Annotated in this window: 14 protein-coding genes and 1 tRNA gene; 11 read left to right on the top strand and 4 right to left on the bottom strand. The window is 65.7% G+C overall.

Going from position 1 to position 15,329, the window contains the following annotated elements; all coding sequences use genetic code 11:
• Positions 1-4: 4 nt before the first annotated feature.
• From hutG to WT26_RS15050, 4 genes are all read left to right on the top strand, one after another.
• Positions 5-802 (top strand): N-formylglutamate deformylase, encoded by a 798-nt coding sequence (hutG, locus tag WT26_RS15070; protein ID WP_059528483.1) that lies wholly within the window; start codon positions 5-7, stop codon positions 800-802.
• Positions 803-1,369: 567 nt separating this feature from the next.
• Positions 1,370-2,176: a gamma-glutamyl-gamma-aminobutyrate hydrolase family protein gene (locus WT26_RS15060; protein ID WP_069273775.1), complete on the top strand. Its 807-nt coding sequence runs from the start codon at positions 1,370-1,372 to the stop codon at positions 2,174-2,176.
• Between the two features lie 12 nt (positions 2,177-2,188).
• Positions 2,189-3,526 carry a glutamine synthetase family protein gene (locus WT26_RS15055; protein ID WP_069273186.1) on the top strand — a complete coding sequence of 446 codons (1,338 nt, stop codon included), beginning with the start codon at positions 2,189-2,191 and terminating at the stop codon, positions 3,524-3,526.
• 28 nt (positions 3,527-3,554) lie between these two features.
• Positions 3,555-4,985, top strand: coding sequence for an aspartate aminotransferase family protein (locus WT26_RS15050; protein WP_069273185.1), 1,431 nt, complete (start codon positions 3,555-3,557; stop codon positions 4,983-4,985).
• A 70-nt stretch (positions 4,986-5,055) separates the two neighbouring features.
• On the opposite strand, the gene WT26_RS15045 is transcribed toward WT26_RS15050, so the two are convergent.
• Positions 5,056-6,159 carry an acyltransferase family protein gene (locus WT26_RS15045; RefSeq protein WP_230461574.1) on the bottom strand — a complete coding sequence of 368 codons (1,104 nt, stop codon included), beginning with the start codon at positions 6,157-6,159 and terminating at the stop codon, positions 5,056-5,058.
• A gap of 191 nt (positions 6,160-6,350) precedes the next feature.
• Between WT26_RS15045 and WT26_RS15040 the strand changes: the two genes are divergently transcribed.
• The 4 genes from WT26_RS15040 (at position 6,351) to WT26_RS15025 (ending at position 9,069) form a co-directional block, all read left to right on the top strand.
• Positions 6,351-6,665, top strand: coding sequence for a tyrosine-type recombinase/integrase (locus tag WT26_RS15040; RefSeq protein WP_230461573.1), 315 nt, complete (start codon positions 6,351-6,353; stop codon positions 6,663-6,665).
• Between the two features lie 112 nt (positions 6,666-6,777).
• Positions 6,778-7,236 (top strand): hypothetical protein, encoded by a 459-nt coding sequence (locus tag WT26_RS15035; RefSeq protein WP_004550170.1) that lies wholly within the window; start codon positions 6,778-6,780, stop codon positions 7,234-7,236.
• A gap of 10 nt (positions 7,237-7,246) precedes the next feature.
• Positions 7,247-7,498 carry a type II toxin-antitoxin system RelE/ParE family toxin gene (locus tag WT26_RS15030; protein ID WP_060076964.1) on the top strand — a complete coding sequence of 84 codons (252 nt, stop codon included), beginning with the start codon at positions 7,247-7,249 and terminating at the stop codon, positions 7,496-7,498.
• A 77-nt stretch (positions 7,499-7,575) separates the two neighbouring features.
• Complete coding sequence (locus WT26_RS15025; protein WP_080485668.1) at positions 7,576-9,069, top strand: ATP-dependent nuclease; 1,494 nt, start codon at positions 7,576-7,578, stop codon at positions 9,067-9,069.
• Between the two features lie 157 nt (positions 9,070-9,226).
• On the opposite strand, the gene WT26_RS15020 is transcribed toward WT26_RS15025, so the two are convergent.
• Both WT26_RS15020 and WT26_RS15015 read right to left on the bottom strand, forming a co-directional pair.
• A tRNA-Val gene (locus tag WT26_RS15020) sits at positions 9,227-9,301 on the bottom strand.
• Between the two features lie 145 nt (positions 9,302-9,446).
• The gene (locus WT26_RS15015; RefSeq protein WP_069273183.1) at positions 9,447-10,349 is read right to left on the bottom strand and encodes a LysR family transcriptional regulator; all 903 of its coding nucleotides are present in this window, start codon (positions 10,347-10,349) and stop codon (positions 9,447-9,449) included.
• Positions 10,350-10,476: 127 nt separating this feature from the next.
• Between WT26_RS15015 and WT26_RS15010 the strand changes: the two genes are divergently transcribed.
• The 3 genes from WT26_RS15010 (at position 10,477) to WT26_RS15000 (ending at position 14,916) form a co-directional block, all read left to right on the top strand.
• Positions 10,477-12,237, top strand: coding sequence for an acyl-CoA dehydrogenase family protein (locus tag WT26_RS15010; protein ID WP_069273182.1), 1,761 nt, complete (start codon positions 10,477-10,479; stop codon positions 12,235-12,237).
• Positions 12,238-12,246: 9 nt separating this feature from the next.
• The gene (locus WT26_RS15005; RefSeq protein ID WP_069273181.1) at positions 12,247-13,431 is read left to right on the top strand and encodes a CaiB/BaiF CoA transferase family protein; all 1,185 of its coding nucleotides are present in this window, start codon (positions 12,247-12,249) and stop codon (positions 13,429-13,431) included.
• An 87-nt stretch (positions 13,432-13,518) separates the two neighbouring features.
• A complete protein-coding gene (locus WT26_RS15000) occupies positions 13,519-14,916 on the top strand; it encodes an MFS transporter (protein ID WP_069273774.1) in 1,398 nt (465 codons plus the stop codon).
• 123 nt (positions 14,917-15,039) lie between these two features.
• Here WT26_RS15000 and WT26_RS14995 read toward each other — a convergent pair whose 3' ends face one another.
• Positions 15,040-15,315 carry an oxidative damage protection protein gene (locus WT26_RS14995; protein WP_006478357.1) on the bottom strand — a complete coding sequence of 92 codons (276 nt, stop codon included), beginning with the start codon at positions 15,313-15,315 and terminating at the stop codon, positions 15,040-15,042.
• Between the last annotated feature and the right edge of the window lie 14 nt (positions 15,316-15,329).

Genomic DNA, 15,329 nt, shown 5'->3' with positions numbered 1-15,329 from the left:
CGACATGACTGAACAACCGGCTGTATTCACGCTGAAGCAGGGCACGTTGCCGCTGCTGATCTCGATTCCGCACGCAGGCACGCACATCCCCGACGACATCGCCGCGACGATGACGGCCGACGCGCGTTTCGTCGACGATTGCGACTGGCATCTCGAACGGCTGTACGGCTTCGCGGCCGGCCTCGGCGCATCGATCCTCGTCCCGTCGCATGCGCGCTACGTCGTCGACCTGAACCGTCCGCCCGACAACGAGAACCTGTACCCGGGGCAGGACACGACAGGGCTCGTGCCGGTCGATACGTTCGACAAGGCGCCGCTGTATCCGGCGAACGCGCTGCCCGGCAACGACGAGATCATGCGTCGCCGCGATCGCTACTGGCGGCCGTATCACGACGCGCTGCAACGCGAGGTCGCGCGCCTGAAGCGCGAGCACGGCCGCGTGCTCGTGTGGGAAGCGCATTCGATCCGCTCGCACGTGCCGCGCTTCTTCGACGGCCGCCTGCCGGACTTCAACTTCGGCACGTCGAGCGGCGCAAGCGCCGCGCCGGGCCTGGCGGAGGCGCTCGCCGCGCGCGTGCTCGAACATGGCGGCTATACGGCCGTCGCGAACGGGCGCTTCAAGGGCGGCTACATCACGCGTCACTATGGCGTGCCCGAGACCGGCGTCGAGGCCGTGCAGCTCGAGCTCTCGCAGATCACCTACATGGAAGAGACGCGTCCTTACGCGTACGACGAAGCGCGTGCGGCGCGGATTGTGCCGCTATTGCAGACGCTCGTCGAAACCGCGCTCGCGCATCGCTGAACGCGACGGGCGGCGCATTGCACGAGGCGGCATCGATTCTGCGGATCGATGCCGCCATTGTTTTTGTCAGGGTTAATACCGACGCGAACGCCTGAAAATTTGACGCAATTTTTAGGTGATATAAGCTGAATGTCAGGAAGTCGTCACAAACGACGGCTTGCTTGCGTGTCGCTGCACGGGTTGAACCGTGCACTGCAATGCGATACGTGTTCAGCGTTCATCCGTCAGTCGAGTACGATCGTGAAAGCCGCCAGCCTTTCGATACGCCGGACGCGAAGTCCGTCGGCGGGCGCGCCGCCTCAGGCCGGGCCGATCCGGCATGCTGATCGCGGCACGCATTCCGCCCTGTCCAGCGAGCCTCGCCTCACCGCCATGTCCCATTGCGGCCTGCGCCGCTTCAACCTCGTGGCCGCCCACGTGTTCAGCGCGGTGCAGTGCGACGGCAGCGCATCGTTGTTGCCCTAGCGCCGTTTGCCTCATCCGTTCCGGGCCGCACCGCATACCGCAGCGCGACGCATGCGGCGCGTCGTTGCGCGTGCGCGCGCCGATGCTTCGGGAGACGCGATCATGAGGGCGCGCGCGATCGTAGCCGTGACCGCCGACCGCATCCTGCGCGGTGCGCATCCGAACCACACGGCGGGGGAGAAGTACCTGGCCGCGCTCGTCGACGGCGCGGGTGCGCTTGCCTTCGTGCTGCCCGCGCTCGGCGCGCGCCAGCCGGCCGATGCGATCGTCGCGGCGGTCGACGGGTTGCTGTTGACCGGCAGTTACTCGAACGTCGAGCCGCATCATTACGGCGGTGCCGCGAGCGCGCCCGACACGCTGCACGATCCCGCGCGCGATGCGACCGCGCTGCCGCTGATCCGCGCGGCGATCGAAGCGGGCGTGCCCGTACTCGCGATCTGTCGCGGCATGCAGGAGCTGAACGTTGCCTACGGCGGCACGCTGCATCAGCGGCTGCACGCGACGACCGGCTTCGACGATCACCGCGAGCGGCCGGCCGATCCGCTCGAACGGCAGTACGGCCCCGCGCACGTCGTGCAGTTCGCGCCGGGCGGCCTGCTGCAGCGGATCGCGCGCGGCGCGCATGAAGCGACGGTCAATTCGCTGCACGACCAGGGCATCGCGCAGCTCGGCGCCGGGCTCGTCGTCGAGGCCAGCGCGCCCGACGGACTGGTCGAGGCCGTCAGCGTGCGCGGCGCGCGCGCGTTCACGCTCGGCGTGCAGTGGCATCCCGAATGGCGCTACGCGGAACAGCCGCTGTCGCGCGACATCTTCGCGGCATTCGGTGCGGCGTGCCGCGCGCGCATGACGCATCGCATTCATGCGGCCGGCGGCGCGACGCCGTCGCCGGCCGCATCCGACGTCGACTGATAGAGGCCGATCATGCAACCCGAATTGAGCGAATTCCTGCGACAGCACCGCATCACCGAAGTCGAGGCGATCATTCCCGACATGGCCGGCATCGCGCGCGGCAAGATCATTCCGCGCAACAAGTTCGAATCCGGCGAATCGATGCGTCTGCCGCAGGCCGTGATGGTGCAGACCGTCACCGGCGACTATCCGGAGGACGGCACGCTGACCGGCGTGACCGATCCCGACATGGTGTGCGTGCCCGATCCGTCGACGATCTGCCTGATTCCGTGGGCCGTCGACCCGACCGCGCAAGTGATTCACGACTGCGTGCACTTCGACGGCTCGCCGGTCGAGATCTCGCCGCGCTACGTGTTGCGCCGCGTGCTCGACCTGTACAAGGCGAAAGGCTGGCAGCCGGTTGTCGCGCCCGAGCTCGAGTTCTATCTCGTCGACATGAACGCCGATCCCGACCTGCCGCTGCGTCCGCCGGTCGGCCGCACCGGGCGCGCGGAAACCGGCCGGCAGTCGTATTCGATCGAGGCCGTCAACGAGTTCGATTCCCTGTTCGAGGACATCTACGAATACTGCGAGATGCAGGGGCTCGATATCGAGACGCTGATCCATGAAGTCGGCGCCGCGCAGATGGAGATCAACTTCGTGCACGGCGATGCGCTGTCGCTGGCCGACCAGGTGTTCCTGTTCAAGCGCACGGTGCGCGAGGCCGCGTTGCGTCACAACATGTACGCGACCTTCATGGCGAAGCCGATGCAGGACGAGCCGGGCTCGGCGATGCACATCCACCAGAGCCTCGCGGATCCGCAAACCGGCCGCAACCTGTTCGCCGATGCGAAAGGCGACGTGACGCCGCTGTTTCGCGGCTATCTCGCCGGATTGCAGAAGTACACGCCGGCGCTGATGCCGATCTTCGCGCCGTACATCAACTCGTACCGCCGCCTGTCGCGTTTCATGGCCGCGCCGATCAACGTGCAGTGGGGCTACGACAACCGTACGGTCGGCTTCCGCATCCCGCAGTCGGGCGCGTCGGCGCGCCGCATCGAGAACCGGATTCCGGGCGTCGACTGCAATCCGTACCTCGCGTTCGCGGCGACGCTCGCCGCCGGCTATCTCGGCTTGTCGCAGCAGCTCGCGCCGACCGAGCCGATCGCGTCCGACGGCTACGACCTGCCGTACCAGCTGCCGCGCAACCTCGAGGAGGGGATCTCGCTGATGGCGGCGTGCACGCCGCTGGCCGGCATTCTCGGCGACAAGTTCGTGAAGGCCTACCTGGCGCTGAAGGACACCGAATACGAAGCGTTCTTCCGGGTGATCAGCTCGTGGGAGCGCAGACATCTGCTGCTGCATGTGTGAGCGCGCACCACCGCACTCCGGAGGACACGTGACCGATCGCAACGAATCTGCCTGGATCCAGCCCGCCGCGCCGGCCGCCGCACCGCGCACGACGCAGGCGCGCTCGACCGCCGAATACCGCGCGCTCGACGCCGCGCACCACATCCACCCGTTCTCGGACATGGGTGCGCTGAACCGCGCGGGCAGCCGCGTGATCGTGAAGGCCGACGGCGTCTACCTGTGGGACTCGGACGGCAACAAGGTCATCGACGGGATGGCCGGCCTCTGGTGCGTGAACGTCGGCTACGGCCGCAAGGAACTCGCCGACGCCGCGTATCGCCAGATCCAGGAACTGCCGTTCTACAACACCTTCTTCAAGACCACGCACCCGCCGGTGATCGAACTCTCCGCGATGCTCGCGGAAGTCACGCCGGCCGGCTTCAACCACTTCTTCTATTGCAACAGCGGCTCGGAAGGCAACGACACCGTGCTGCGCCTCGTGCACCAGTACTGGCGCGTGCAGGGCCAGCCGCAGAAGAAGTTCGTGATCTCGCGCAAGAACGGCTACCACGGCTCGACGATCGCGGGCGCGACGCTGGGCGGGATGGACTACATGCACGAGCAGATGCCGTCGAAGGTCGAGCACATCGTGCACATCGACCAGCCGTATTTCTTCGGCGAGGCGCAGGCCGGCGAGACGCCGGAAGCGTTCGGCCTCGCGCGCGCGCAGCAGCTCGAGGCGAAGATCCTCGAACTCGGCGCGGAGAACGTCGCGGCGTTCATCGGCGAGCCGTTCCAGGGCGCGGGCGGCGTGATCTTCCCGCCGTCGACGTACTGGCCGGAAATCCAGCGGATCTGCCGCAAGTACGACATCCTGCTGGTGGCCGACGAAGTGATCGGCGGGTTCGGGCGCACCGGCGAATGGTTCGCGCACCAGCACTTCGGCTTCGAGCCGGACCTGATGACGCTCGCGAAAGGGCTGACGAGCGGTTATGTGCCGATGGGCGCGGTGGCGCTGCACGACCGGGTCGCGCAGGCGCTGATCGAGCACGGCGAATTCAATCACGGGATGACGTACTCGGGCCACCCGGTGGCGGCGGCCGTCGCGGTCGCGAACCTGAAGCTGCTGCGCGACGAGGGGATCGTCGAGCGCGTGAAGCACGACATCGGGCCGTACTTCCAGCGCCGGCTGCGCGATGCGCTGGGCGACCATCCGATCGTCGGCGAGATTGCGGGAGCGGGGCTCGTGGCGGGCGTTCAGCTCGCGCGCGAGCCGGCGCGGCGCGTGCGCTTCGAGCATGGCGGGGAGGTCGGCACGATCTGCCGCGACTTCTGCTTCAACGGCAACCTGATCATGCGCGCGACCGGCGACCGGATGCTGCTGTCGCCGCCGCTCGTGATTCGCGAGGCGGAGGTCGACGAGATCGTCGACAAGGCGAAGCGGGCGTTCGATGCGACGGCGCAGCGGGTGGGGGGATGACGCTGCGGGGACGTCATGTCTTGCGGCGGCGGTCACGTTCGATCCGCGCCGCCAGCCACCTGAGACCGGGCTAGGCCGTTATGCGAGGGGCGGTGTTCGGCGCATCGGCACGTCGCGACAACCAGCGTCCGACCGATCGTGTCATCGGTCGTTCCAGCAACCGGTGGCAAACGAAAGCCACGAGAATCGAACTGATCACCACTGCCGCGCAGACAAGGTCGCCGGGCAGTCGGTGCTGCCGGTCGATCATCTGAATGACCTTCAGCGTGACCGGCACCGACAACACATGTGTCAGATAGAGCGAATAGGACGCGTCGCCCAGTTTGCTGAAAAAACCGTTCCAGCGGATGCGCGCTTCGAGGGCGAGCGCGACGACCACAATGACGAATGCCGGCAGGCCGAACACAATGAACCGGTTGTCGTCGGTCAGCGTTGGCGCGTACATCGTTCTGAGCGCGATGGCGCCCAGCAGCGCAATCGGCGCGGCGGCCAGCGGCACTCGCTTTCCTCTCGCATAGCAGGTGCCGATGCAGCAGCCCGCGACAAACTCGAGCACGATGGGGTTTGTATAGACGAGAAACGGCACGCCCGAGCCGTGCGCGAGCCGAAGCAGCGACGTGAAGCCGAGAAACGCCGCAACCGCGATCAGCGGGCGGCGGGTGACGCACATCGCGGCTGCGAACACCACGTAGAACCACGCTTCGTAGTTGAGCGTCCAACCGACGTTGATGACCGGTGCGATGATTCCGGCCCAGTTGATCGAAGGCAGGAACAGGAATGACGTGACCACATGCCAGAGGTCGACACGGGCGTGCCCGAAGGCAGTTGGCACGATGGCGAGAAGGGCGACGAACAGGGCGGTGAGCGTCCAGTATAGCGGCACGATGCGTGCGATTCGGGCAGCCAGGAATTGCCGTGCCGACTGCACACCCCGGGATTCTCCATAGCTGACGAGCGCAATGACGAAACCCGAGATGACGAAGAAAACGTCAACGCCGAGCTCGCCATATCTTGAAATGTGCGGAACGATGCGAGAGGCCCATCCATACGTGCCAACGTTTCCTTCGGTGTGGAACGCCACCACCCCGAGTGCCGCGAGCGCGCGCAGCACTTGTATCGATTCGTATCGTCGTGTTGTTGCCATTTCTTGCCTGCGGGAAAGCGTCGGAAGCATGCGATATTACCCGCTGTCCTTCATTGGGTGGGCAGGTGAGTGCTGAGAGGTCGGAAATCGCGCCATTCCGCACAAAACGAGATGTTGAAGCTCGAATGGTCGCGAGTGGATTTCGATCGGGCGGTTTTGTCGCTGGAGCCGGGTGATACGAAGAACGGCAAGCGCCGCGTGGTGCCCTGAACGATGAGGCGATGGCGGCTTTGAGGGACCAGCGCGAATGGGTGCGGGTGACGGTGCCTCGTTCGCCGTGGGTGTTCGCGGTGGCGTCGGGCGATCGCATCACCACGATTCAGAAGGGGTTCCGCGCCGCATGCGCTCGCGCGGGGATTGACGATTTCAGAGTGCACGACCTGCGCCACACCTTCGCTTCGTGGCTCGTCATGGCGGGCGTGTCGCTGTACGTCGTGAAGGATTTGCTCGGGCACTCGTCAATCACGGTGACGGAACGATATGCGCATCTGGCACCACATATGGGGCACGAGGCGGTGCGAACGCTGCACGCCTAGGTGTAGGTGCAGAAGACTGGATGAGGTTTTACGTCAAATAAAGGGGGCGGAATGCTATTGACTGTGGCACGATGTATTATAGATCGTGCCGTTATCTACTAAAGGTTGTGCCATGAAAACGTTAGATGTGTCTCAGGCTGCTGCCGCCGCACATGCGGGCGGTGTCCTGTCGGCTGTTCTCAAAGCCGAGGGCGGTTCATTCTACGTCGAGCTGGAGACGCGGACGGCCGGAACGGCCGTGCTGGTCACGTCGAACAATCGTCGGCCGCGAGCGTTTCGGAACCCTGTCAAGGCGCTTGAGGTGATCCGCGAGCTAGGGTTGCAGTCGGGGCGGTTCTCGCTCGAAGCGTGGCGACCGGATGAGGTCGAGATCGAGCGTTCGAGCCGTCCGGATCGTGCGGCGGCGATGAAGCAGACGCACGCGAACGCGGCGGCCTATGACAAATGGTTGCGCGAGCAGGTGCAGGCGTCGATCGACGACCCGCGCCCGAGTATCGAGCATGAGGACGTAATGAAAAAGGCTCTGGCCCGCGTCGAAGCGATGCGAAAGGGGAAGCGTGCTAAGACTTAAGTGGCGGCCGATGGCCGAGGAAGACCTGTTGAGCATTTTGGAGAACATCGGGGAGGATGATTCGGATGCCGCATTAGCCTTGGTGCAGATGATTCGTGAAAAGGTTGAGGGGTTGAGGGTTCGCCCGAGGTTGTACCGAGCCGGGCGGGTTTCCGGAACGAGAGAGATGGTGGTGCATCACAATTACGTTGTCTTGTACAGCATTGAAACAGACGCGGTAGAGATTCTGCGCGTGAAGCATGCGCGGCAACTTTGGCCCTAAGTTCTGTTCAGGTGCCAAGATTCTAGTACCGTGGTTCTTGCGACTATCGCCAATCAATAAATACTAGGACTTGTTCCATGGCTACGGATGCAGACATTGCAAAAGAATGCGAGGAAATCTCGAAGATTTGGGGTAATCCGGCTGCTCGTAATGGACTCTTTGGCAACATCCTGAAGTCAGTCAAGGTCCAAGCAGTGCGAGGTATGACGGCTGGTTTGGAGTTCTCGTGGCCGGTAACTGCGATCGCTGGTGCGAATGGCGGGGGGAAGACCACTATTCTGCAGTTGTGTTCTGCCGCCTATGTGAAGAACGAAGGCGGTAGGCATCACAAAATCGGCGATTGGGTCCGCGCCGCTATAAAAGATGAAACGCCGGCATTTGATGCTGGATCATCCGTGACGTTTAGCTTCTGGAATGATGCCCCCGGCCTATCGATTCCCTACGTAAAAGAGCGCACGCGTTGGGGTTACCCGCGGCGGAATAATCCGGCGCGACATGTGCAGTTTTTTGGGATCTCAACTTTCGCGCCTCGAATCGAGCGTAAGGATCGATTGCATGTCTTTCGATCGCAGATTGAAATCAAGGCAAGCGCGAAGTTTGACCCTCCATTGCTCAATTCCATATCCAAAGTGTTGGGGGTTCCATACTTGGACGGGACGATGCATACCGTTGGCTTTGAGGTTGGGCCTTGGACCGATGATCTGCCGTTGGTGAATCGAGGTGGGTACGGTTATGCGGAGCCGCATATGGGGGCCGGCGAGCAGAAAGTCATTCGCATGATGCGGGCGATTGAGGCTCTGCCTGCGCGCGCTCTTATCTTGCTGGAAGAGCCGGAGATTACTTTGCATCCCGACGCGCAACGTGGGCTGGCGTGGTATCTCATGAACGTTGCGCGGCGGAAGGGGCATCAGATTGTTCTGAGTACCCATTCTGCGGAGTTGTTCGAGACCCTGCCCGAAGAGGCGCGGGTTTTGGTGGTGCGAAGAAAAGTAGGGGTGGATGTGATCCCTCGCGTTCCGTTCATTACTGCTGCTCGTGAGCTGTCTAGTGTGGTGAGGACGAACAAAGATCTGATCCTGGTTGAAGATGTCATGGCTCAGGGATTCTTGACGGATATCTTGGAGCGCTGCGATCGAGCGATGTTGCGCAACACATGCATCGTTCCGGTTGGAAATACCCATGAGGTTTACCAGCTGGTTCAGACGTTCCGGGGTGAGGGGGTGAGGGCGGTTGGGGTGCGCGACCCGGATATCGGTCCGGCACCCGAGAAGCATGTTTTTTCGTTGCCCGGGAATTGTGCCCCGGAAGAGCTGATGCTAGCGGAAGAGAACGTCGCTGCCGCTGATGGTCTTCTCAATGGGGTGAGTGAGGCATTCGATCGTGCAAAGGTTGCCGGCGTCGGTTTGGTGGGGAGCAAGTTTGCGAAGAAGGTGTTTCCCGTGCTTGCCGAGGAATTGGGTATCGAAGTTTGGAAGCTTCGGGACAGGCTTACTTCGGCGTGGTTCGGAAAAAATGGCGATGAGGCGAGGCAGCTGGTGGCCGCAATAAAGGCGGGACTCGCGAACGAGTAGTTGTATAGGGAGGGCTGCGTTGAGTAGCTACTCCTGCGCGGACGAAAAAAAAGCCCTGCGAGCGCAGGGCTTTTTCTTTGCCTAGTGGCTTTGCGCTGGCGCCGGAGAGAACTGCTCGATCCAGCGTTTGACGCGTCGCCACAAGCGGCGAATTCTTTGGTGGGCGGTACTGGGATCGAACCAGTGACCCCTGCCGTGTGAAGGCAGTGCTCTACCGCTGAGCTAACCGCCCAAAGAAGCTGAAATTATGTCAGGCTTTTTCGGGTTCGTAAAGCACTTTCTGCAAATATTTTTACGGGCACGCACATTCGTGTCGTGGACGGCCTCGAAGTTCGTGACGAACGCCAGCCGGCACGCCGTCGCGACACCGGCGCGGCTCACCCCGCGAGCACCGGCAGCGCATCGATCGACGCGCGCAGATAGTCGGCGAAGCGCAGCGCAACCGGCTCGGCCGTGCCGCTGCGCTTCAGCGCGAGCGTGCGCGATTCGAGCGACGCATCCTTCAGCGGCCGGAACGCGAGCCGGTCGCTCTTCACCTGTTGCAGCACGCGCGGCACCAGTGCGATACCCATCCCGAACTCGATCATCGACAGGATCGTCTGCCACAGCCGCGCTTCGTGACGGATCAGCGGACTGAATCCCGCGTTCACGCATTGCGCGATGATCAGGTCGTGATAGTGCGGCGCCGCTTCGCGCGGGAACAGGATGAACGGCTCCGCGGCCAGCGCGGCGAGCGCGACCTGCCTGCGCCGCGCGAGCGGGTGCGCGGCCGGCAGGCAGCACACGAACGGTTCCGCATAGACGGGCGCCGATTCGACCTCGGGCGGGAAGTGGCCCCAGTGCGCGTAGCCGAGATCGATCTGGCCGCGCTGGATCGCCTGCACCTGCGCCTGCGTGTTCATCTCGCTCAGCACGACCTCGACGCCCGGATAGTCGGCCTCGAAGCGCCGCACCGCATCGGGCAGCCCGCGATACAGCATCGAATGGACGAAGCCGATCCGCAGCCGGCCCGCGAGACCGGACGCGGAGCGCACCGTCAGGCGCTCGGCCTCGGCCGCCTGCAGCAGCAGCCGGCGCGCTTCGCCGAGCAGCACCTCGCCCGCGTTGGTCAGCGCGACGGTCTTGTTGGTGCGCGAGAACAGCTGCACGCCGAGCGCGTCCTCGAACTTGCGGATATCGAAACTCAGCGCCGGCTGCGAGATGAACAGGCGCTTTGCCGCGCGCCCGAAATGCAGCTCCTCGGCGACCGCCACGAAATATCGAAGCTGCTTCAGTTCCATCGCCTCTTCCCCCTGGCTTCGGCATCGATAAGCGATATCTATCGTACCGGATAAATCCTGTATTGGACGCTTATCGATCGCGGGCCTACGCTGATCGGACCGCTTGGCATGGGCAGGAGACACCGACTTGAACGACATCGATCGCGCGCCGACCACCGGCGCATCCAACATCCCCGACAGCCGGGGCCTCGATTTCTTCATCGCGGATCCGGATCTGGGCGTGCTGCTGAGGCTCCATCTCGGCGATGCGCGATATGCGGAACTCGAACCGCAGCTGCACGCGCTCGGCGCGCGCGTCAGCGGCGAGCTCGACGAATGGGCGTCGCGCGCGGACAAGCATCCGCCGGTGCTCGAGCACCGCAACCGGCGCGGCGAGGCCGTGCAGCGGATCGACAAGGATCCCGCGTATGTCGCGCTCGAACGTGTCGCGTATGCCGAACTCGGGCTCGCGTCGCTGAGCCACCAGCGCGTCCCGGCATCGCCGCTCGTCAAGTACGCGCTGACGTTCCTGTTCGTGCAGGCCGAATTCGGGCTGTGCTGCCCGGTCAGCATGACCGATTCGCTGACGCGTACGCTGCGCCGCTTCGGCGATCCGGCGCTCGTCGCGCGCTACCTGCCGAGGCTCGCGTCGCGCGACTTCGACACGCTGTACCAGGGCGCGATGTTCATGACCGAGCAGGCGGCGGGTTCCGACGTCGGCCGGATCGCCACGCGGGCGACGCGCGAGACGGATGCACACGGCGAGACCGTCTGGCGCCTGACCGGCGACAAGTGGTTCTGCTCGAACGCGGACGCCGATCTCGCGATGGTGCTCGCGCGGCCCGACGGCGCGCCGGACGGCATCAAGGGCCTTGCACTGTTCCTGCTGCCGAAGACGCTGCCGGACGGCACGCGCAACCGCTACCGGATCGTGCGCCTGAAGGACAAGCTCGGCAGCCGGTCGATGGCGAGCGGCGAGATCGCGCTCGAAGGCGCGCAGGCTTTCCTGATCGGCGAGATCGGCCGCGGTTTTCACCAGATGGCCGACATGATCAACATGTCGCGGCTGTCGAACGGCGTGCGCGCGGCGGGGCTGATGCGGCGCGCGCTGAACGAGGCGCTGCACGTCGCCGCGCACCGCGAGGCGTTCGGCCGCAAGCTGATCGAGATGCCGCTGATGCAGCGCCAGTTGCTGAAGATGCTGCTGCCGGCCGAGGCCGCGCGCGCGATGTTCATGCAGATCGCGCTGCTGCTGCCGCAGGCCGATGCGGGCGACGAGCAGGCCGCGCGCTGCGTGCGGATCCTGACGCCGCTGATCAAGTTCCGCGCGTGCCGCGATGCGCGCCGCGTGACGGGCGATGCGATGGAAGTGCGCGGCGGCACCGGCTACATCGAGGAGTGGAGCGACGCGCGCATCGTGCGCGATGCGCATCTCGGCTCGATCTGGGAAGGCACGAGCAACATCGTCGCGCTGGACGTCGCGCGGGCCGCGCAGCGCGAGCAGGCGCTCGACGCGCTGCATGCGTTCCTCGCCGACCGGCTCGGCCAGGCGCCGTTGCCGGACGCGAGCCGCACCGTGTTCAGGCGCGTGCTCGCGCGCGCAACCGATGCGCTCGCGCAGGTCGCGGCGAGCGGCGACGACGCAGGGGTGCGGCAGGCCGCGTCCGCGCTGTACTACGCAAGCGCGGCCGTGCTGATGGCGTGCGAGGGCGTATGCACGGCGCCGGACCATCGCCGTCTTGCGCTCGCGCACCTGGTCGTGCGCCACAAGCTGCTGCCGGTCGACCCGCTTGCGCCGCCGTCGCGCCGCGCGTGCCACGACGAGGCGGCGACGGTCGACGCGCTGCTGCGCGGCGCGCCGGTGTCGCTCGACGCAGCGCTCGACCTGCTGCCGGAGGTCGAACGATGACCGCATCGCGTGCAAGGCGCACTGGACGGCCTGAAGGTCGTCGACCTGAGCCGCGTGCTCGGCGGCCCGTACTGCACGCAGGCACTCGCCGACCACGGGGCGACGGTGGTCAAGATCGAGCCGCCGGGCGGCGACGAGACGCGCGGCTGGGGGCCGCCGTTCCTCGGCGATACCGCGTGGTACTTCATGGGCGTGAACCGCAACAAGGAAGGGCTCGCGCTCGACCTGTCGCGCGACGAGGGGCGCGCGATCCTGTGGCGCCTGCTCGAAGAGGCCGACGTGCTCGTCGAGAACTTCAAGCCCGGCACGCTCGCGCGCTGGGGAATGGATTACGCGCGCAACCTGCAGCCGCGCTTCCCGCGCCTGATCCACTGCGCGGTGACGGGCTTCGGCGAAGCGGGCCCGCTCGGCGGGCTGCCCGGCTACGACGCGGTGATCCAGGCGATGGCGGGGCTGATGAGCGTCAACGGCGAGCGCGATGGCGACGCGACGCGCATCGGTCTGCCGATCGTCGACATGGTCACGGGCCTCAATGCGCTCGCGGGCATCCTGCTGGCGCTCGCGGAGCGCGAGAAAAGCGGATGCGGGCAGTCGATCGACATCGCGCTGTACGACTGCGGCGTGTCGCTGCTGCATCCGCACCTGCCGAACTTCTTCGGTTCGGGGCGCGTGCCGGCGCGCAGCGGCAACGCGCATCCGAACATCGCGCCATACGACAGCTACCGCACGGCGACCGTGCCGATCTTCCTCGCGATCGGCAACGACCGGCAGTTCGCGCGGCTCGTCACGCATCTCGGCGTGCCGGCGCTCGCGGGCGATCCACGCTTCGTCGACAACCGCAGCCGCTGCGCGCACCGTCCCGAGCTGAAGGCCGAACTGGAAGCGCGGCTCGCCGCGCACGCATGCGAGCCGCTCGCGCGCGACCTGATGGCGGCCGGCGTGCCGTGCGGGCCGGTGCGAACGGTGGCCGACGTCGCGCACGATCCGCATGCGCTGCACCGGAACCTGTTCGTCGAGATCGGCGCGTATCGCGGCACCGCGTCGCCGGTGAAGCTGTCGCGTACGCCGGCTACCTATCGTTCGCCGCCGCCCGCGCTGGGCGGCGACACGCGCGCGGTGCTCGATCGCCTCGGCGTCGATCCCGCGCTCCAGCAGCAACTGCTCGACGCCGGTGTGCTGAAGGCGCCCGACTGACGCGAGGCCGCCGGCCGGCGGCACAGCCCGGCCATCCGGAAAAGGCGCGCGACAGTCGCGCCACCGATCACAGACATGGAGACATCGATGAGCCAACCGCAATCCCTTCCCGCCGCGAACCCGCGGCCCGGCCGCGCCGCCTTCGCGGCGTTCGTCGGCACCACGATCGAGTGGTACGACTTCTACATTTACGGCACGGCCGCGGCGCTCGTGTTCGGCAAGGTGTTCTTTTCGAGCACGATGGATCCCGGCGTCGCGACGCTGCTTGCGTTCGTCACGTTCTGGGCCGGCTTCGCCGCGCGGCCGCTCGGCGGCATCGTGTTCGGGCATCTCGGCGATCGTGTCGGCCGCAAGACCGCGCTCGTGATCACGCTGGTGATGATGGGGCTCGCGACGACCGGCATCGGCCTGTTGCCGGGCTATGCATCGATCGGCGTGTGGGCGCCCGCCGGCCTCGTCGCGCTGCGCGTGCTGCAGGGCATCGCGGTCGGCGGCGAGTGGGGCGGCGCGGTGCTGATCGCGAGCGAGAACGCGCCGAAGCATCGCAGCATCCTGTACGCGGCGTTCGCGCAGCAGGGTTCGCCCACCGGCAACCTGCTGGCCACGGCCGCGTTCTTCGCGCTGAGCGCGCTGCCGACACCGTCGTTCCTGATGTGGGGCTGGCGCATTCCGTTCCTGCTGTCGGCTGTGCTGGTGATCATCGGCATGGTGATCCGGCTGAAGCTCGAGGAGTCGGCCGACATGCAGCGCGTGCTCGCGCGCAAGCGCACCGTGAAGCTGCCGCTGCGCGACGTCGTGCGCGATCACTGGGTCGTCGTGCTGCTCGCGGCCGGCACGCTGCCGGTGATCAACGTCACGTACTTCCGCAGCACGTTCGCGCTGTCGTGGGCGACGAAGGAACTCGGTTACGCGCAGGGCACGTTCCTCGGCATCCTGTCGATCTCGCTCGTCGTGCAGTTCCTGATGCAGCCGGTCGGCGCGTGGTTCGTGTCGAAGATCGACATGCGCCGCGCGATGTGCTGGATCCTGATTCCGGAAATCGTGCTGATGCCGGTGATGTTCCATGCGCTCGCGACGCGTTCGTACTGGGTCGCTGTCGCGGGCATGTGCATCTCGACGATTCCGTCGGCGATGTTCTACGGCGCGGTCGGCGGCGTGCTCGCGCGCGTGTTCCCGGCGAACATCCGCTACACGGGCCTGTCGCTCGCGTATCAGCTGAGCGCGCTCGTCGTCGGCGGCGGCACGCCCGTGCTCGCGCAGGCGATCCTCAACGCGACCGGCAGCATCGTCGGCGTCGCGGTCGCATCGGGGCTTTACGCGTTCGTGTCGCTCGTGTGCATGCTCGCGCTGCTGAATCGCACCGGGTATCGCGCGGACGAACTGTCGACGGCCGAACGCAGCGACGCGGCCGAATGGGGCGCCGACAACGCGGCGAGCGGGCCGGAGCAGGCGGGCGACGGCGGTGCGCTGAAGCCGGCCGGCTGAGCGGCGCGGCGCGCGCTGTCGCCGCCGGAAGTCGCCCCCCAAAACGAAAACGGCACCGCGCGTCGCACGGTGCCGTTTTCGGTTTCGCTGCAAGACCGGCCGAAGCCGGCCGCTCGAACCGCGTCAGCCTTCCGTCGGCGGCACGTAGCCGGACGCCTGGTCCGCGCCGTCGCCGAAGAAGTATTTTTCCGTCTGCTTCATCAGGTACTGGCGCGCGCGCGGGTCGGCCATGTTCAGGCGGTTTTCGTTGATCAGCATCGTCTGCTGCTTGAGCCAGCCCTGCCACGCTTCCTTCGAGACGCTCTCGTAAATGCGCTTGCCGAGTTCGCCCGGCAGCGGCGGGAAATCGAGGCCTTCGGCTTCCTTGCCGAGCTTCGCGCATTGGATCATTCGAGCCATCGTGTACTTCTCCT

Source organism: Burkholderia cepacia (genome assembly GCF_001718835.1).
Lineage (GTDB): Bacteria > Pseudomonadota > Gammaproteobacteria > Burkholderiales > Burkholderiaceae > Burkholderia > Burkholderia cepacia_F.
Note: the sequence above shows the minus strand (reverse complement) of the source record. Positions and strands in the feature narration are given on the sequence as shown.